This window comes from Hymenobacter sp., from assembly GCF_031398885.1.
Taxonomy (GTDB): Bacteria; Bacteroidota; Bacteroidia; order Cytophagales; family Hymenobacteraceae; genus Hymenobacter.
Window position 1 is genome coordinate 15,240 of the sequence record NZ_JANNOD010000059.1, and the last position, 17,132, is coordinate 32,371.

Below are 17,132 nucleotides of genomic sequence, written 5' to 3' on the forward strand. Positions count from 1 at the left end.
TCACGTGCCCGCCGCGGACCCGGCCACAAAATAAACCGCCGGCCCCGCGCCGCAAGTGCAGCAGCAAGGCCGGCGGCCAAGTGGATAAGCAAGCGGGCTAGTCTTCAACCGTTTCGCTCAGGTCAGCCACCGAGGCACCCACGGGGGCATACACCTGCAATGCTGATTTCAGCTCCTTGCGGGCAATGTGAATGCGGTTTTTGACGGTGCCAATGGGAATTTGCAGCTTCTCAGCAATCTCCATGTACTTGTAGCCAATGTAGTACATCATGAACGGCGTACGGTAATCGGTGCCCAAGCCGGCAATGGCCTCGTTGATGTCGCGGACGACAAAGTCGGAAGTGGCGCCGTTGTGGGTGATGTAGTTCTGGTCGGTGTTGAAATACTGGAAATACTCCGTCGAATCAATGTTGGAGCTGCGCTTGGTAATCTTGTTGTAGTTGTTGATGAAGGTGTTGCGCATGATGGTGTACAACCACGCCTTCAGGTTGGTACCGGCCTTAAACTTATCCTTGTTGAGCAGGGCCTTGAGGAGGGTCTCCTGCACCAAATCCTTGGCATCATCGGCGTCCCGCGTCAGGTTCATGGCCGCGGGCCGGAGGGTGAGCGAAATCTTCTGCACTTGCGAGGTGAATTCGAGCGAGGTCATGCTGTTTAGCTTTTCGTGGCCGATTGTTAAACAAATATACGAGCCCGCCACAAAAAGAGACTGCGCCGCTCAAAAATAATTTGACTGGCGCGGTCCTCTCCTCTTCCGCAAGCGTGTCAAGGTACACCGTGCGAACGTTTTACTGCTTCGGGCAGCCATCATTCCGCGTTATTATTTTGTGAAGCGCAGCGCCCCCTCTCCGGCCCAACCACCCGCTCAGGCGGCTACGGCTACGGCTTCCAACTCGGCCACCAGCGCCAGAAAGTCGGTCATCAGTTCCGGCGAAACGCAGTTCTTTGGCAGCACGAGGCCTTCTTGCCGGGCCAGGGGGCCATAAAGCACCACCAGCTTGCCCGGGCAATACCCCGCCACTTCGCGCGCGAATTCGGCCACGCGGGCGCGCTCCGGCTGCGAAGTGAGCACCGCCACCACGACGTCGGGCTGGTAAGTTTCGTGCACCGTTTCCAAGTCGGCCGTGGGCAGGTTCTGGCCCAGGTACAACGTGTGCTGGCCCCGGGCCCGCAGCGCGTAGTTCATGAAGAGTAAGGCTAGTTCGTGCAGTTCTTCGGCCGGCAAAAACAGGGCCCAGCGCCGGGCCGTGGGCGACACGCCGGGCAGGGCGTCGGTGGCGGCCAGCATTTTCTGGCGCAGCAAGTGCGCCAGCAGGTGCTCCTGCGCCGGATTGACGGTGCCCGCCAGCCACATCAGCCCGATGCGTTGCAGCAGCGGATAGGCCACGTAGAGCATCATTTGCTCAAAGCCCAGGCTGTGGGCGGCCTCGCTGAACAACTGGTCGAGGCGCGGCTCGTCCAGCTCCAGCATGGCGGCCAGCAGGGCATTCACTTGCAGGTGGTAGTCGTGGGCGTCGTCGCAACAGGCCAGCACGGCCTCCTTCATTTCAGCGTCGTTGAGCCGGGCCACCTGCGAAATGCGCTGCCCCCGGGCACAGAGCGTGGTCACGTTGAGCAGACGGCGCAGGTCGTCGTTGCTGTAGGTGCGAATGTTGGTGGCCGTGCGCACGGGATGCAGCAGGCCATAGCGCTGTTCCCACATCCGAATAGTGTGCGCCTTGATGCCCGAAAGCTGCTCCAAGTCGCTGATGGAGAAGTTACCCATTATGAAATAAAATAGCTGCCTAAAGGATAATACTTGATGGATACCTGCTTAGGCATTTTCCTGCTTTGGGGCCTTCTTGCGGCGCGCGAGCTGCCAGTATTTGGGCGACACCCACAGCAGTCCAAATTCCGCCGAGCCGTCGCGGCCTCCGGTTTTGTGGTGGGTTTTGTGGGCCATGTTCAGGGCCCGCAGGTAGGTGTTCTGCGACTTTTTCCAGAAGCGCAGCCGGCCGTGAATCAGCACGTCGTGGACGAAAAAATAAACCGTGCCGTAGACCGCAATGCCCAGGCCCGCCCAGAACCACCAGCGGCCGCCGTTGCCGCCGGTAATGAAAAGGGCGGCCGAGAGCCCCCCGTAAATCAAAAAGAACAGGTCGTTGCGCTCCATCGGGTGCGGGTGCCGCACGTGGTGCGAGCGGTGCAGAAACCACAGCGGCCCGTGCTGCACAAACTTGTGCATGAACCACGCCCAGAATTCCATGAATCCGAACGTAGCAAGGGTAATGCCAATGGCGGCCAATATGCTCATGCGGGGATAACCGGGGTGGGGAAAGGGATGTTTGGAAACCCATGCTGAAACGCCGTCCGGCCCTCCTCAATTACGGGGGCTGGACGGCGCTTGGGTTTTTCAGGCCACGAAGAAATGTTCTCTTCGCCCTACCAGCCAATTTTTTCCTTGTTCAGAAAAGCGGCGATGCCCTTGCGGCAATCCTCCGAGCCCCGGGCTTCGGCGTTGCGCTGCGCGGCGTAGCGCAGGCCTTCTTCCAGGCCCAGTTCGGGCAGGTGGGCCAGCATTTCCTTGGTTACTTCCATGCTCTGGGCCGAGTTTTCGCGGCACAGGCGCTGGGCGTAGGTGCGCACGTTTTGCGCCAGCTCTTCTTTGCTGGCCAGGAAGGTGATGAGGCCCATGTCCAGCGCGGCCTGGGCCGGCACTACGTCGCCGCTGAGCAAAAGCTGCTTGGTGCGGGCCTCCCCGATTTTGCGCAGCAAAAACACGCTGACAATAGCCGGCAAGAAACCAATTTTCACCTCGGTGTAGCCAAACTTGGCCTCGGGCACGGCAAAGGTGAGGTCGCAGATGGCGGCCAGGCCACACCCGCCCGCCAGCGCGTGGCCCTGCACCTGACCAATAACCACTTTTTTGAGGGTATAAATCTGGTGGAAGAGCTGCATGAGGTGGGTGCTGTCCTCCAGGTTGTCGGTGTAGCCAAAGCCCTGCAGGTCCTGGATGTAAGCCAGGTCGGCCCCGGCGCAGAACACGTCGCCGGCGGCCCGCAGCACAATGACCTTGGCCGCCTCGTCGTTTTCGGCGAATTCAAACGCCTGCTTTAGCTCGGTCACCACGTCGGCGTTCAGGGCGTTGCGCTTGTCGGGGCGGTTGAGGGTAATGTAGCCGATGCGGTCCTCAACCGCGTAGCGGATGTAGCGAAGGGCTTCGAGTTCGGGAGTGAGCAGGTTTTCCATGGGAGGCGGGGGCGGCGCGGACGGATGGGTACGGCAAGGATGCCCGAGAGGGTGAAATGGTGGCATCCTCGTGGGCAATTAACGCAAAAAACGCGCAGTCGGACTGCTGGGCTCGACCAAACGGCCGGTCAAACCGCCGAAACCAACCGGTGGCCAAGCGGCTGGACGAATGGGCTCAACTCGGCTCCGATGGGCAGGAGGGTTGCCTGCGAACCGAGCTAAAATGCGCATACCGGAGGCTACTACTCCGGCGGCGGGCACCGGAACGCGCCCTGCGCCGTGACGTCCCAGGTGCGGAAGCCCCGGGCCCGCAGCGCGGAATCCTGGCGGGCCACGTACCAAATTTTGCAGCTGGAGTCGAATACCACCCGCACTTGCGGGCCAAACACGGCGGCCACGGTTTCGGGCCCGAGGCGGGCGTTGCGGCGCAGCACCAGCACGTCGACGGGCACGGGCCGGGTGGCGGCGGAAATTCGGTTGGCCACGAAGGCAATGCGCAGCCCCCGCCACTGGGCCAGCACCACGGGGCCGGGCCGCAAAAAAAGCCGTTCGTTGGCGCTGTCCGGGTCGGCCAGGCGCTGCACGGGCACGGTGGCGCCCTGCCAGCCCACGCGGTAGGCCGTGCGCCGGGCCGCCCGCCGAATGATGCCCGGCAGCAGGCGGTAGGTGCGCTCGGTTTCGGTGAGGGGCAGCGAATCGGGGGTGACGAACTCCGCCGCCGCGCCTTGCCAGAACCCCACCGCCGAGCGGCGCGGGATGCTGTACACGATGAATTCCTCGGTGGGGGCCACGGCGTGGGCTTCGGCCACGCGGCTACCGGCGTAAAGCACCAGCAGGGCCGCGGCCCCGCGCAGCCACACCAGGCGGCGGGTGCTGACCCAGGCCAGGCCCGCGCCGATGAGGCCGAAAAGCAACACCGTTTGCAGGGCCGACACGTGGATTTCGCGGATGACCCAGTCCGCAAAAACGCGGCTAATGAAAAAGATGTATTCGTTGAACGCCCACACCATTCCCTCGAACACCCAGGCCACGGCGCGGGGCAGCAGGTCGAGCCACCACGCGGCGCCCGCGGGCAGCAGCGCGCCCAAGCCGGCGGCTATTCCCTTCAGCCCCAGCAAGGCCAGGCCCACGTATACGGCCCCGCTGGAAATGGGCACGGCCACGAGGTTGGAAAACAGAAAGCTGAGCGGAAACTGGTGAAAATAAAACAGCCCCAACCCAAACGTGGCCACCTGCGCCGCCAACGACAGCGCCGTGGCCTGCCAGACTTTGTCCAGAAACCAGCCGCCGCCCCGCCAGCCCCACTGCTGCGCTTTGGGCTGCCAGGGCCGGCGCCGGGCGTAGCAGTACGCTTCCACGTCCAGCCACTGCGCGATTTTGGGCTGCAGGTACACGATGCTGAGCACCGCCAGAAACGAGAGCTGAAACCCCACGTCGGCCACCAGAAACGGGTTGAAAAGCAGCAGGAAAAAAGCCGCCACCCCCAGCGTATTAAAAATGGAGTCCTGCCGTTCCAGCGCCCGCCCGACGATGATGACCGTGAACATGACCGTGGCCCGCAGCACCGACGCCGACAGGCCCGTCAGAAACGCGTAGCTCCAAATCACCGCCAGCCCCACCAGCGCCGACCACAGCCGAAACCCGCGCATTTGCCCAAACACCCCCCGCAGCAGCCACGACATGGCCGCGAACAGCAGCCCCACCTGCAAGCCCGACACCGCCATGATGTGCGTGGTGCCGGTGGCGGTGTAGGCCTGCTTGGTGGCCACGTCCACGTCGTCTTTCATGCCCAGCACCAGGGCCGAGGCAATGGCGTACTCGCGCTTGGCCGTGATGTAGTGGCGGAACACCCCATCGAGCCGCGCCGCCACCCGCATGCTAATGGCCACCAAAATGTTGGGCGGCTGCAGCCGCAGCGTGCGGTATTGGTCGGGGTGGATGTATTGCTGGTGGTACACCTGGCGGTATTCCAGGTAGCGGCGGTAGTCGAACTCGCCGGGGTTGAGCGGCGGCTTGCTCGGGTCGGGGTGCCCGCGGACGAGCCACACTTCGCCGTAGCGCGGCTGGCCCACGCCCGCCACCCGCGGCAGCGACACCCGCACGCCGCCCCGGGCCGCGCGCCAGCGGCCCGCCACGCGCACGGCCCGCACCCGCAGCGTGGTGGCGTAGGTGGCGGCCCGCACCACGGTGTAGTCGTCCACCACGGCCTGGTAGCATTCTACTTGGCCAGCAAAGCGAAACAGGTGGTCGGCCCGGCGGCTTTCGGTGGCCCGCTGGGTGAGAGCGGCCCCGAGCACGGCAATGGCCAGCAGCGCCAGGGCCCCGGCCGCGTCGGTGGCCACCGGGCCCTGCTGGCGGCGGGCCCAGGCAATGAGCAGCACGGCCACCACCGCCAGCGTAGCGGCCCAGGGCCACAGTTCTGGCCAGGCCTCCCCAAGGTGGAGGTAGGCCTCAATACCAATAATCAGCGCGGGCGTATACCGCACGAAAGGAAAGGTCGCCCAGGCAATCATCGGCAGAAACAGGGAGGGTAATGAACTGGCAATGTAGGTCTTTCTTCAGAAAGCTCCCTGCTTACCTCTCCCCGAGACGAAGCACTACGCTGCGCTACCGCGCCAGTACCATTTTATAGTGTTGGATGTCGGCTTCCTCAAACATTTCTCCTTCTTTCCTGAACCCGTGCCGCTCGTAAAAAGGAATGGCGCGCAGCTGCGCATTGAGGTAGACTACCGCGTCCGGCAGCTCGGCTTGCACGTCGGCCAGCACGGCGTGCAGCAGGGCCGCTCCTATTTCCTGGTTGCGGAAATCGGCCAGCACGGCGAAGCGTTCCAGCTTCACGCCGTGGTTGGTTTCGCGCCAGCGGGCGGCCCCGGCGGGGGTGCCGTCGGCGGCGCGGGCCAGGTAGTGGCGGGCGCCGCGGCGGTCGTGCTCGTCGTGCTCTTTGGCGGCGGGCACGCCCTGCTCCTCCTGGAAAACCCGTTCGCGGATGGTGAAAGCGGCGTCGAGGTCGCGCAGGTCGGTAACACGGAAGGCGGTGGCGGGCATGGGGCGATAAGGCGGCAGGGCGCGTTTAATCGTAACGAAAAGATAAAGCACAAAAAAAGGCGCGAACAGTGGTTCGCGCCTTTTCTGAATCCATTGATTACAACGGCTGCTCCTGGTTCACGGGCAGCTCCGGTTCGGGCAGCAGGCCGAGGCTGGCCTCCTGCTGCTCGCGCAGGCGGCGCTCGTGGCGCTCGTCGCGGCGCGGGCCGCTGCCATTTTGCAGAGCCTGCCGGTTCATTTCCTCGTTGTCGTACTGGTCGTAAGCCTCCACGATGTCTTTGACCAGCCGGTGGCGCACCACGTCTTCCGACGTCATCTCGACGTAGCCGATGCCCTGCACGTTACGCAGGATGTCGAGGGCCTGCATCAGTCCCGATTTCTGGCGGGTGGGCAGGTCAATCTGGCTGCGGTCGCCGTTCACCATCACCTTGGCGGTGGGGCCCATGCGGGTCAGAAACATCTTAATCTGACTCGGCGTGGTGTTTTGGGCCTCGTCGAGCAGCACGAAGGCGTTGTTCAGGGTCCGGCCGCGCATGTAAGCCAGCGGGGCAATTTCGATGATTTTATTTTCCTGGTAGAACTTCAGCTTTTCGGCCGGAATCATGTCCTCCAGGGCGTCGTAGATGGGCCGCAGGTAGGGGTCCACCTTGTCCTTCATGTCGCCGGGCAGGAAGCCCAGGCTTTCGCCGGCCTCCACCACGGGGCGCGAGATGATGATTTTCTTCACCTCCTTGTTCTTGAGCGCGCGCACGGCCAGGGCCACCGAAATGTAGGTTTTACCGGTGCCGGCGGGGCCCAGCGTGAACGTCAAATCGTGCGCCATCACGGTGTCGACCAGCTTTTGCTGGTTGGGCGTTTTGGCCTTGATGACGCCGCCCTTGGCCCCGAACAGGATGACGTCGGGCGAGGCGGCCAGCACCCGGCCCTCGGCCTCCTCGCTGGTGGCGGAAAGGTACTGGTTGACGGTTTTGTCGGTAATCTGGCCGTACTGGTGGTAGTGCTCAATGAGCGAGGAGAGCAAGTCGTTGATGCGGGCAATGACTTCCGTCTGGCCCTGGATTTTGATTTCGTTGCCGCGGCTGATGATTTTCGAACCCGGAAAGGCCGCGGCTAACTGACGGATATTCTGGTTGTCGGGGCCGAGGAAATCGACCAGAGACATGTTTTCGAGGGTGATGATTTTTTCGACCAAGTGGGGAGATTGGGGGGAAGAAAGCGAAGGAAACACCAAAAAAGAGACGGGCCCATCCGCCCAAACCGGCTACTTTTGCCCTGGTCCGGGCGGGCTAACAATACTACAAAAAATTACCGAACGGGGGCATGGGCTTGATTACGTTGCTGACCGATTTTGGCTACCGAGACCATTACGTGGCGGCGCTGAAGGCGCGGCTGCTGCAACTGGCCCCGGCCACGGCCGTGGTCGACATCAGCCACGGCGTCGAGCCTTTCAACATCGCGCACGCCGTTCACGTTCTCCGGGCCGTGTTTCGGGATTTTCCGGCGGGCACCGTCCACGTCATCGGCGTCGACGACCACGGCGCCGGCCCCGAGCCGGGCTGGCAGGCGGCCCGGCACGAAGGACATTATTTCGTAACCGGCGACAACGGCATCCTGGCCCTGCTCTGCCACGGCGCCCCCGAGGAGCTGGTGGCCCTGCCGGCCGCCATCACCCCCTCGCCCACCCGCGACGTGCTGCTGCCCGCCGCCGTGGCCCTGGCCCAGGGCGAGCCCCTGCGCAGCCTCGGCCCCGTCGTGACGGAGTTTCACCAGCTCAACAACCGCCAGCTGCGCTTGCAGGACCACCGCATCACCGGGCACGTGGCCCACGTGGACCACTACGGCAACTTGGTCACCAACATTTCGCGCACCGCCGTGGAGGCCGTGGGCCACGGCCGGGGCTTCGCCGTGCACTTTGGCCGCGACGTGGTGCGGGAGCTTCACCTCCACTTTTCAGCGGCTCCTCCCGGCGAGGCCGTGGCCGTGTTCAACAGCCAGGACTGCCTGTGCCTGGGCATCTGCCAGGGCAATGCGTCGGAGCTGCTGGGCCTGCACTTTGACTCGCAGGTGGACGTGCGATTTCCGAGCGAGTAGGGGCGAAATGAGCACGGCTGGGTCAATCCAGCAGCAAAAAAACGGCCTGCCCATCTGGCGGCCTTAAGTAGTCGTCCAGAAGTAAACGAGTTGCTCGTTGTTCGTTATTAGTCAGATATTTATCAAAGGGCTAACAACTAACAACTAATGCCTGACAACTTATAATTGCGCCAGCTGCATCATTTTGCCAGCTGAATCGGCGGCTTACTTCAGCGCGCCCTTTAGGTCCGCCACGGCCACGCCCTGGGCTTCGTCGGCCTGGGGCACCACGCCGGCCATGCCGAAGAATTCGTGGGTTGTGCCGTCGTATTTTTTGTAGTTGACCTTCACGCCGGCAGCTTCGAGCTTATCGGCCAGCGTCTTGCATTCGCTCGTCAAGGGGTCGTACTCCGCGGCGATGATGGTGGTGGGGGGGCAGGCCTTTCAGGTTGGCCGCCACCAGGTTGATGCGCGGGTCCTGGCCGTCGGCCGGGGTGCGCAGGTAATTTTTGAAAAACCAGCCCATGCCGGCCTTGTTGAGCGGCGCGGTTTCGGTGTTGGCCTGGTAAGAGGGCGTGTTTTGGTCGTAGCCGGCAATGGGGTACACCAGCACCTGGTACTTGGGCAGGGCCACTTTGCGGTCGCGCGCCATCATGCTCACGGCGCACGCCAGGCCGCCGCCGGCGCTTTCGCCCACCACGGCCACCTTGTTGGGGTCGCCCTTCATGCTGGCCGCGTTCTTGAGCACGTACTGGTAGGCGGCAAAAGCGTCGTCGTGCGCCGCCGGAAACTTGTGCTCGGGGCCCTTGCGGTATTCCACCGCCACCACCACGGCCCCGGTTTTCTCCGCCAGGGCCTGGGCCGAGGCGTGGTACGTGTCGATGGTGGCAATGACCCAGCCTCCGCCGTGGCAGTACACAATCACGGGCATGGGCGCCGCGCCGCCCCTGGGCGTGTAGATGCGCGCTTTCACGCCGGGCAGCAGGGTTTTGCTCGCCGTGTCCACGTTCAGGGGCGGCGCGGGGATGTTGCTCGCGCGCATCTGCTTCAGGGCGGCGTCGGCGGGGCTGGGCTGCTTGCGGGCCTGGGCGGCGGTAAGCTCGGGCAGGGGCTTATTTTTGAAGCTCATGAGCTGCTCGATGACGGCCTGCATCTCGGGCGTGAGGTTGGGGCCCCAAGTGGGCTTGGCACCGGTGGGCTTCACGGCCCCGGGCGCGCCGGAAGCCGAGGCCGTGGTGGCGGCGCTATCAGAAGCCGCGTTGGTGTCGCTGGCCACGACGGTAGCCGTTTGGTCGGTTTCGGTGGCGGTGGGCTGGCTGTTGCAGCTGCTCAGGAGCAAGCCGGCGGCCAAGGTTACTGTCCAAGCGAAAGGATTGGTGCGGGGAGCGGGAAAGGAAAATTTCATGGGTGCGATTGGTAAGGGGCGGCGGGTGCGGGGCCGGCAAATATTTACGGTGGGGTTGCGTTGCGAGTTGGTATTATTGTAATTTTTCTGAGGAATCACTCATTTCTTCCAATCCGAACCACCATCATTTTTATGCTCATTCGCATTGTTCGCATGACCTTTGCGCCCGCCCGGGTGCCCGAGTTCCTAGCGCTTTTCCGGGAAACCGAGCACCGCATCCGCCAGCAGCCCGGGTGCCGCCACCTGGAGCTGTGGCAGGACGCCGACCACCCCGCCACTTACTGCACCCACAGCCGCTGGGACGACGCGGCCGCGCTCGATGCCTACCGCCAGTCGGCGCTGTTCGGCGCGGTCTGGCCGGCCACCAAGCAATTATTCGCGGCGCCGGCCGTGGCCTTTTCGGTGGTTCCGGCGTAGTAGCCGTACTGTTTTCCCACTGTCTGATACCGCGCCGCCCCCACCATGTCCCCCGACTACTTCGCCTTCTACGGCCTCCCCGAATCCTTTCAGCCCGACGAGGCGGCGCTCAAACGGCTCTACTACGCCAAGAGCCGCGAAACGCACCCTGATTTTCACGCCACTTCGTCGGCCGATAACCAGGCCGCGATGCTGCAGCAGGCCACGCTCAACACCGATGCCTACCGCACCCTAACCGACCCCGACCAGCGCATGGCTTACCTGCTGCGCCGCCACGGCGTGCTAGAGGAAAGCAAGCAGGAGCCGCTGCCGCCCGATTTTCTGATGGACATGCTGGACCTCAACGAGCAGCTCATGGACCTGGAAACCGCGCCCGATGCTGCCGCCCAAGCCCAGGTAGCCGCTGAGGTGACGGCCCTGGCTGCCACGCTCGACGCTGGCATTCAACCCGTACTGGCGGGCTACGATGGACTACCGGCCGACCACCGCCCCGCCGCGCTCCAGCAAATCCGCACCTACTACCTAAAGAAGCGGTATCTGTTGCGCATTCAGCAGCAAGTGGCTACCTTTGCGGCCCGCTCCTGATACCGGCAGAGCGGAATTTTCTGCATTTGCCCAGATGGCGGAACCGGTAGACGCGTTGGTCTCAAACACCAATACCGCAAGGTGTGCCGGTTCGACTCCGGCTCTGGGTACAGCGGTAGGGGTCGGGCCACCCACCACCAACTAGCCGCGAGAGCCGTAAACCTGACAACAGGTTTACGCTCTCGCGGCTTTTTTTTGCGCGGCCGGGCTATTTGACCCGGCTCGCCAGCGCCAAAGCCCTGACTTGCCCGCGGGCTTTGGCCGCTTTTTTACCTCGGGAAAATTTGTTTGGCCGGCGGCGCAGCAATGGCGGCTTTCGGCCCGCCAAGGCCCCCGCTTGCCCCAAAGTTCTTTCCATGACGCAACTACTGCCATTTAACGGCACCATCGGTCCCGGCAACCTACTCGGCTTGGTGCGCAATACCGCGCCTTTTCTGTTCGACCCGGCGTATGAATTTCCCGAACCCCGGGCGCAAGGGCGGTTAATTGCCCTCGGCGGCCATCCGTACGGCTGGCTCGACATCCTGCGCGCGGCGGATGCGCTGCCCGCCACGCCCTCGCCCTCGGCCGAGGAGCGGGAGGACTACTTCGCACTGTGCCTGGCCGCCCACCACGCCACGGTCGCCACGTTCGTCCCCACCGACGTGGACAGCAAGATTCGCGGGGGGCTGTGGCAGCCGCGCCTGGACCCCGCCAGCCGGCGGCGCATGCTCGACCTTGGGCTGCACGCGCTGACCTGGGACCTCACGCGCCTCTCCACGCGCACGACGGAACTGGCCGGCGTCGGGCCCGTGAGCGGGCACAACGGCGAAATACTGGGCGTACTGGCCGGCGCGTTGGGCTCGTTCGTGCGGCACGGAGACGACGAATACGCGCAAAAAGCCGCCGACGCCATCGAGGCGGAACTTCGGCGCGAGGCGCACGAGTTTAACTTCGCGCTCCGGCAACCCGGCCAGGAAATTAAAGTGTTGCGGCTGGCCATGAGCCTGACGCACAACTGTGGCGATTTGGACCAGGGCATTGCTTTTTGGACGCCGGACGCCGCCAACGATGCCAACCGCGCGCGGTTTGCCCGGCTGGCGCACGACAATGCGGCGCCCTACGGGGGCACGTACCAAGTGGCGGCGCGGCTGTACAAGCGCCTGCTGGCGGCCGAGGGCCACCGGCACTACCCCTTGCGCGACGTGCGGTGCCTGCGCCAATCGCCGGATTTCCTGCTGCCGCTGGGCCCGTTTTTCGACGAGTGGGGCGAGGGCATCGCCGCCCACCCGGCCCTATCCCTGGCTGACCGGGCGGAAATTCTGGCGGCGCTGCTGGCCGGCTGCAAAAAAATACCCGGGCAGGTGGGCTACTTCCGCGCCGTGAGCGGCCTGGCGCGCGGCGTGGGCGGACTGGAGAAATTCGCGGCGCTCCTGCCCGCCTCGATTCGGCAGGAGCTGAAAAACCCGGAGGTGAAACGGCACGTGGGGCTGTCCCGGGCCTCGTTCGAAGCCAGCATACGCAAACGGGCCCGGCAGGTGCTCGCCGGCCAGTAACTTGCCGAAAGCCTCGACCACTCGGACCATGCGCAACAACGGCGGGTGGCCTACCGACGAGGGCCGTGGAAAATGAGAGGCCGGGCGGGGCCCGGGGCGTTGGCCGGGTTGATTATTTTTGCTGATTCGCTTTTCCGACCCGTTCCAATGCGCAACCGACGCCTGGGCTTAGCCCTTACCCACCTCATGTACAACCTGCGGGGGGGATTTTTGGTCCGGCCGCTGCTGATTGCTTTGTCGCTGGGCGCCGTGGGGGCCGGGCTGTCGACTTTGGAAGAAGGGCACCCCCGGATGAGCACCTGGGTGCCGGCCCTGTTGTTCCCCTCGAACGAGGACCCGCAGACCGCGCAGCTCATCCTGAGCAGCATCGCGACGTCGATGATGACGGTGGTGTCCATCGTATTCGCCATTCTGCTGATGACCCTGACGCTGGCCTCGATGCAGTTTTCGCCCCGCATCATCGTCACCTTCGTCGGCGACCGGGTCACGCAGCAGACGCTGGGCATTTTCCTGGGGACCTTTTTGTACTGCCTGGCCGCCCTGCCCGCGGCCCGCACGCTGCCCGCTCCGTTTTCGCCGGTGCTCACAGTGCTGGGCGCCATGGGGCTGGCGGTGGCCTGCGTGGGCTGGCTGCTTTACTTCATCAACCACATTTCGCAGGCCATCAGCGTCAACCACATCGTGGACCGCCTGGCGCGCGAAACCGAGGCAATGATTGACGGCATGATGCCCAAGCGCCGCGGCACGGGCCCGGCCCCGGTGCTGGTGCCCGACGAGCCCGGCCCCTGGGAAGCCCCCGTGCTGGGGACCGTTTCGGGCTACGTGCGCACCATCGACACCGGCGAGCTGCTGCGGGTGGCCAAGGCCAATCGCCTGCGGGTGCGGATTCTGCGGCGCGTGGGGCACTTCGTGCCGGCGGGTGTGCCGCTGCTCACCGTCTCCAAGGGCCAGCGGCTCACGCCCGAACTGGGCCAGGAGCTGCACCGGGCGTTTCAGTTCGGCCCGACCCGCACCCTGGAGCAGGACATCGAATACGGCATTCTGCAAATTGTGGATATTGCGCTGAAGGCCATTTCGCCCGCCGTGAACGACCCCAGCACCGCCGTCAGCTGCGTAGACCAGCTCAGCAGCATCCTGATTCGCTTCGCTTCGCGGAGCACCCCGCCCACCCAGCTGTTTGACCCGCCCGGCACGCTCCGGGTCAGCGTGTCTTACCTGGGCTTCGACCGGCTGGCCGAGTCGGCGTTTGAGCAAATTCGCACCTATTCGCGCACCGACGTGGCCGTGAGCCTGCGGCTGATGCGGGCCTTCACCGACATTGCCTGGACCCTGCCGGAGGGGCCGGACCGCCACTTGCTGGCCGAGCTGGGCCGGCGGTTGGTGGCGGGCTTCAACGAAGTGCCGGGCGAGGACGAACTAAAAGAGCTGCGCCACCGCCTGGGCGCGCTGGAAAACTTAGCGAGGCTGGCAACGGACTCGCACCAGCCGGAGAACTTTCATTGATTAATCCTTCTGCCAGCGGGCGGCGCTGAAAAACCGGGGGCGCAGTCTACGGCAGCGCCTAAGAACACGGAAGAACTAAACTTAGGCGGCAGCGGGCGAGCTGTTCCCGGGGCCGCCGTTGAAAGCCGCCGGGAGGCGAAATGGCCGCTGGCCTGTTTATTTCCGGGGCCGTCCCCGCTTCACTCAACCCCAACTCCCCAAGCCCCATGGACCCCATTCATTCTTTAGCTAACCTGTTGGCTAGCCCTGGCCTGCCACCCGAAGCCCGCCTGCAACGCACGTTGGAAGCCGTCGGCCACCACCTGGACGTTGACCGCTGCTTTTTGTACGTGCGCAACCCGGCCCGCGGGCGGGGGCGCATTGCGCTGGTCTGGCGCCGCGACGATGCCGTGCCGGACCCGCGCCACCCCTGGCAGGACGACACCGGTACCTTGCCGCATCAGGACCCGTTGTTTCGGGCGGCGCTGGCGGCCCGGCCTTCGGTATATGTCGAGGACGTAGAAACCGCCGGCCCCGAAATACTGAACCGCGAGTTTGAGCACCAGACCTTTGGCCACCGCGCCCTGGTGCACGCCCACATTGTGGCGGACCAAACGCTCTGGGGCATTTTGCAGCCCTGCGTGTTCGGCCGGCCCCGCCCCTGGACGGCCGCCGAGCGGGCCTACCTCGGAGCCCTGCTGCCCCCGTTGCAGCCGGTGGTGGAAGCCTACATGGCCGGCCAATCAGTAGATTAAGTAACTGCTATTACGCAGTCCGTCGGCGCGCGTCTCCGGCGCGGACGGGGCGTTGCAAACGCCAGCCCAAGCAGCAGCGCGTCGGAGACGCGCGCCGGCGCCGGCGGACTGCGTAACACCAAGTTAAGTAACCAGAATTAAGTCATCCGATATCTGACTAACAAGAAGCTGTTTGAGTTATTTTTTGGTGGCATGAGGACGATGTAGAGACGCATCCTTGCGTCTCGTCGTGCGCGCAGTTCGGCCAATTTCGTTCAACGACAAGACACAAGGATGCGTCTCTACATCGACCAGCGGCTAATTCAAATAGCTTCTTAACGAAGCCCTGGGGAAAGATAACTGCCCGGGCCCGGCGGTTCCGGCTGAGCTGGCGCGCATCGGCCGACCATTCGGGCACTGGCGGAAGCTTCTGCAAGGGGGGCTGCGCCGCATGGCGGGTTGGAATAACCCATTAAAAGGGGTTGAGCAGCGTGAAACAGGCTGCGTTACTATATTTAGCCGTTCAAATGTTTAATGCCGCCCTGGCTTTACCATGAAAAACCTCCTTTTATTCTGCGTGGCCGCGACCTTCGCCTTCGTCCTCGCCAGCTGCGAGCAAGCCCAGGAAGCCAAAAATGCCTACAGCGCCGTGGTAACCACGGCCAAAGCGGCCGAAGAAATAGGCAAGAACATGGAAGCGGCGCAGTCGCGCCAAGTGACCCGCCGGAAACAAGGCGATACGCTGGCCCTGAACTACAAGGAGCTGCAAAAATACCTGCCGGCCAGCCCCGCCGGTTTTGCCGCCGAGGGCACGCCCGAGGGCCAGAGCACGAATATGGCGGGCATGCACATGGCCACTTCCTCGCAGGAATACAAGAAAGGCGACCAGAGCCTTGAGGTAACCCTGGTGGACTACAACGGGGCCGGCGCGCTCTTCATGGGCGCCACCGCGATGATGAGCAGCGGGATGGAAATTGAAGACGATAACCAACTCATGCGCGGCATTAAAACGAAGCAGGCGGGCGTGAAGGGCATGGAAACTTTCGATAAGAAAGACCACAAGGCCACGGTCATGCTGGCCGTCGGCGACCGGTTTCTGCTCACCGTGGAAGCTACCGGCCAAAACGACACCGAGCTGGTGAAATCGGTGGCCACCGGCATGAACCTCGAAGCCCTGGCTAAGCGGTAACCGACTCGCATTTTTGGTCCGGGTATTCCCCGCTTGCGGCCCTTTCGGACGGGATGGCCGGCGAAAGTTCGTTCCCGAAGCGGCCGGGCGCCGGGGCGGGCAACCAACGAACCGGGGCGCTCGTGAGCCAGGGGCGGCGGCAGTTGCGATTTTTCGAGCGATGCAGCGCGCAGTGCCCGGATTGTTGCACATTTGCGGCCCTCACCTTCCCCCGGCTTCCGATGACCATTGCCCCTTCCTTTCTCCGCCAGCGTTTGTCTTTCGCGCGTTTTTCGCTTGTTTTGGCAGCGGTGGCCTTTGCCGGAACCTCCGGTTGCACGCGGCGGCCCGGGACTGACGGCGCGAAGGACTACCTGGTGTACGTGGGCACCAACGTGGCTTCGGAGCAGGAAAATACCATTTTTCTGTATCGCCTCTCCCCGGCCACCGGCGCCCTCACCCGCGTGAGCGCGCAGCGCGGCGGCGCCAACCCCACCTACCTCGCCATGCCCGCCGGGCGGCGCTTCCTGTACGCGGTGAGCGAAACCCAAACGTTCCGCGGGGCGGCGGGCGGCGGCGTCAGCGCCTTTGCCGTGGACCCGCGCACCGGCGCCCTCACCGCCTTGAACCAGCAGCCTTCCGCCGGCGCCTCGCCCTGCTACGTCAGCCTCGACCGCACCGGCAAAGCCGCGCTGGTGGCCAACTACTCGGCCGGCAACGTGAGCCTGCTGCCGGTGGCCGCCGACGGGCAGCTGGCCGCCCCCAGCGCCACGGCCCAGCACACGGGCAGCGGCCCCCACCCCAACCAGACCAGCCCCCACGCCCACTGCTTCATCCCCGACCCGGCCAACGCCTACGCGTTCGCGGTGGACCTGGGCACCGACCAGGTGGTGGGCTACCGCCTGAACCCGGCCGCGGGCCAGCTCACCCGGCAGGCCGAGCCGGCCTTCGTGGCGCGGCCCGGCGCGGGGCCGCGCCACCTCGTGTTCCACCCCAACGGCAAGCGGGCCTACCTCATCAACGAGCTGAACTCGACGGTGACGGCGCTGGCCTACGACGCGGCCGCAGGCCGGTTCCGGGAGCTGCAAACCGTGTCGACGCTGCCGGCCGGCTACGCGGGGCCCAACTCCTGCGCCGACATCCACGTGGCGCCCAACGGCTTGTTTTTGTACGCTTCCAACCGGGGCCACAACAGCATCGCCGTGTTTGCCATCGACAGCGGCAGCGGCGTCCTGCTGCCCGTGCAGGACGTGGACACCCAGGGCCAGACGCCCCGCAACTTCTCCCTCGACCCCTCCGGGCAAGTGCTGCTGGTGGCCAATCAGAACTCCAACAACCTGGTGAGCTTCCGGGTGGACCCGCAGTCGGGCCAGCTCACGCCCACCGGCCAGACGGCGGAAGTGCCCGCGCCCATGTTTGTGCAGGTGGTGGAGGACTTTACGCGCTGAGGCCCCGCGGCCTTG

The 17,132-nt window shown here is 64.4% G+C and carries 17 protein-coding genes and 1 tRNA gene; 9 read left to right on the forward strand and 9 right to left on the reverse strand.

Annotated elements, in window-relative coordinates; translation table 11 throughout:
• Window positions 1–97: 97 nt before the first annotated feature.
• The 7 genes from RMO51_RS12085 to RMO51_RS12115 form a co-directional block, all read right to left on the reverse strand.
• Complete coding sequence (locus RMO51_RS12085; RefSeq protein WP_310394953.1) at window positions 98–649, reverse strand: sigma-70 family RNA polymerase sigma factor; 552 nt, start codon at window positions 647–649, stop codon at window positions 98–100.
• 216 nt (window positions 650–865) lie between these two features.
• Window positions 866–1,765, reverse strand: a complete 900-nt coding sequence (locus tag RMO51_RS12090) for a MerR family transcriptional regulator (protein ID WP_310394955.1) — start codon at window positions 1,763–1,765, stop codon at window positions 866–868.
• A gap of 48 nt (window positions 1,766–1,813) precedes the next feature.
• Entirely contained in the window at window positions 1,814–2,293 is a 480-nt protein-coding gene (locus RMO51_RS12095; protein WP_310394956.1) for a sterol desaturase family protein, read from the reverse strand.
• A gap of 128 nt (window positions 2,294–2,421) precedes the next feature.
• A complete protein-coding gene (locus RMO51_RS12100) occupies window positions 2,422–3,228 on the reverse strand; it encodes an enoyl-CoA hydratase/isomerase family protein (protein ID WP_310394958.1) in 807 nt (268 codons plus the stop codon).
• A gap of 242 nt (window positions 3,229–3,470) precedes the next feature.
• Window positions 3,471–5,741, reverse strand: a complete 2,271-nt coding sequence (locus RMO51_RS12105; protein ID WP_310394960.1) for a ComEC/Rec2 family competence protein — start codon at window positions 5,739–5,741, stop codon at window positions 3,471–3,473.
• 94 nt (window positions 5,742–5,835) lie between these two features.
• A complete protein-coding gene (locus RMO51_RS12110; RefSeq protein ID WP_310394962.1) occupies window positions 5,836–6,273 on the reverse strand; it encodes a GNAT family N-acetyltransferase in 438 nt (145 codons plus the stop codon).
• Between the two features lie 97 nt (window positions 6,274–6,370).
• Window positions 6,371–7,465: a PhoH family protein gene (locus RMO51_RS12115; protein WP_310394964.1), complete on the reverse strand. Its 1,095-nt coding sequence runs from the start codon at window positions 7,463–7,465 to the stop codon at window positions 6,371–6,373.
• A gap of 128 nt (window positions 7,466–7,593) precedes the next feature.
• Here RMO51_RS12115 and RMO51_RS12120 point away from each other — a divergent pair, with 128 nt between their 5' ends.
• On the forward strand, window positions 7,594–8,364 hold the full coding sequence (locus RMO51_RS12120) for an SAM-dependent chlorinase/fluorinase (protein WP_310394966.1): 771 nt from the start codon (window positions 7,594–7,596) through the stop codon (window positions 8,362–8,364).
• A 204-nt stretch (window positions 8,365–8,568) separates the two neighbouring features.
• Here RMO51_RS12120 and RMO51_RS12125 read toward each other — a convergent pair whose 3' ends face one another.
• Both RMO51_RS12125 and RMO51_RS12130 read right to left on the reverse strand, forming a co-directional pair.
• On the reverse strand, window positions 8,569–8,742 hold the full coding sequence (locus RMO51_RS12125) for a hypothetical protein (protein WP_310394968.1): 174 nt from the start codon (window positions 8,740–8,742) through the stop codon (window positions 8,569–8,571).
• Window positions 8,711–9,748, reverse strand: coding sequence for an alpha/beta hydrolase (locus RMO51_RS12130; protein WP_310394969.1), 1,038 nt, complete (start codon window positions 9,746–9,748; stop codon window positions 8,711–8,713). Before RMO51_RS12130 ends, RMO51_RS12125 begins: the two co-directional genes overlap by 32 nt.
• Before the next feature lie 132 nt (window positions 9,749–9,880).
• Between RMO51_RS12130 and RMO51_RS12135 the strand changes: the two genes are divergently transcribed.
• The 8 genes from RMO51_RS12135 to RMO51_RS12170 all read left to right on the forward strand — a co-directional run bounded on the left by RMO51_RS12135 (window position 9,881) and on the right by RMO51_RS12170 (window position 17,117).
• Window positions 9,881–10,165: an antibiotic biosynthesis monooxygenase family protein gene (locus RMO51_RS12135; RefSeq protein WP_310394970.1), complete on the forward strand. Its 285-nt coding sequence runs from the start codon at window positions 9,881–9,883 to the stop codon at window positions 10,163–10,165.
• Between the two features lie 45 nt (window positions 10,166–10,210).
• A complete protein-coding gene (locus RMO51_RS12140; protein WP_310394972.1) occupies window positions 10,211–10,750 on the forward strand; it encodes an iron-sulfur cluster co-chaperone HscB C-terminal domain-containing protein in 540 nt (179 codons plus the stop codon).
• 28 nt (window positions 10,751–10,778) lie between these two features.
• Window positions 10,779–10,860 (forward strand) — tRNA-Leu (locus RMO51_RS12145).
• Between the two features lie 246 nt (window positions 10,861–11,106).
• Window positions 11,107–12,285 (forward strand): hypothetical protein, encoded by a 1,179-nt coding sequence (locus tag RMO51_RS12150; protein ID WP_310394973.1) that lies wholly within the window; start codon window positions 11,107–11,109, stop codon window positions 12,283–12,285.
• A 147-nt stretch (window positions 12,286–12,432) separates the two neighbouring features.
• The gene (locus tag RMO51_RS12155; RefSeq protein WP_310394975.1) at window positions 12,433–13,788 is read left to right on the forward strand and encodes a DUF2254 domain-containing protein; all 1,356 of its coding nucleotides are present in this window, start codon (window positions 12,433–12,435) and stop codon (window positions 13,786–13,788) included.
• Between the two features lie 206 nt (window positions 13,789–13,994).
• A complete protein-coding gene (locus RMO51_RS12160; RefSeq protein WP_310394977.1) occupies window positions 13,995–14,522 on the forward strand; it encodes a GAF domain-containing protein in 528 nt (175 codons plus the stop codon).
• Between the two features lie 532 nt (window positions 14,523–15,054).
• Complete coding sequence (locus RMO51_RS12165) at window positions 15,055–15,690, forward strand: hypothetical protein (RefSeq protein WP_310394979.1); 636 nt, start codon at window positions 15,055–15,057, stop codon at window positions 15,688–15,690.
• Window positions 15,691–15,911: 221 nt separating this feature from the next.
• A complete protein-coding gene (locus tag RMO51_RS12170) occupies window positions 15,912–17,117 on the forward strand; it encodes a lactonase family protein (protein ID WP_310394981.1) in 1,206 nt (401 codons plus the stop codon).
• Window positions 17,118–17,132: the final 15 nt, after the last annotated feature.

Bases quoted from the DNA above. Each gene is read 5' to 3' on its own strand.
- RMO51_RS12105 (WP_310394960.1), bottom strand. From the start codon at position 5,741: ATGATTGCCTGGGCGACCTTTCCTTTCGTGCGGTATACGCCCGCGCTG.
- RMO51_RS12130 (WP_310394969.1), bottom strand. From the start codon at position 9,748: ATGAAATTTTCCTTTCCCGCTCCCCGCACCAATCCTTTCGCTTGGACA.
- RMO51_RS12095 (WP_310394956.1), bottom strand. From the start codon at position 2,293: ATGAGCATATTGGCCGCCATTGGCATTACCCTTGCTACGTTCGGATTC.
- RMO51_RS12120 (WP_310394966.1), top strand. From the start codon at position 7,594: ATGGGCTTGATTACGTTGCTGACCGATTTTGGCTACCGAGACCATTAC.
- RMO51_RS12160 (WP_310394977.1), top strand. From the start codon at position 13,995: ATGGACCCCATTCATTCTTTAGCTAACCTGTTGGCTAGCCCTGGCCTG.
- RMO51_RS12110 (WP_310394962.1), bottom strand. From the start codon at position 6,273: ATGCCCGCCACCGCCTTCCGTGTTACCGACCTGCGCGACCTCGACGCC.
- RMO51_RS12140 (WP_310394972.1), top strand. From the start codon at position 10,211: ATGTCCCCCGACTACTTCGCCTTCTACGGCCTCCCCGAATCCTTTCAG.
- RMO51_RS12090 (WP_310394955.1), bottom strand. From the start codon at position 1,765: ATGGGTAACTTCTCCATCAGCGACTTGGAGCAGCTTTCGGGCATCAAG.
- RMO51_RS12150 (WP_310394973.1), top strand. From the start codon at position 11,107: ATGACGCAACTACTGCCATTTAACGGCACCATCGGTCCCGGCAACCTA.
- RMO51_RS12155 (WP_310394975.1), top strand. From the start codon at position 12,433: ATGCGCAACCGACGCCTGGGCTTAGCCCTTACCCACCTCATGTACAAC.
- RMO51_RS12135 (WP_310394970.1), top strand. From the start codon at position 9,881: ATGCTCATTCGCATTGTTCGCATGACCTTTGCGCCCGCCCGGGTGCCC.
- RMO51_RS12085 (WP_310394953.1), bottom strand. From the start codon at position 649: ATGACCTCGCTCGAATTCACCTCGCAAGTGCAGAAGATTTCGCTCACC.
- RMO51_RS12100 (WP_310394958.1), bottom strand. From the start codon at position 3,228: ATGGAAAACCTGCTCACTCCCGAACTCGAAGCCCTTCGCTACATCCGC.
- RMO51_RS12170 (WP_310394981.1), top strand. From the start codon at position 15,912: ATGACCATTGCCCCTTCCTTTCTCCGCCAGCGTTTGTCTTTCGCGCGT.
- RMO51_RS12165 (WP_310394979.1), top strand. From the start codon at position 15,055: ATGAAAAACCTCCTTTTATTCTGCGTGGCCGCGACCTTCGCCTTCGTC.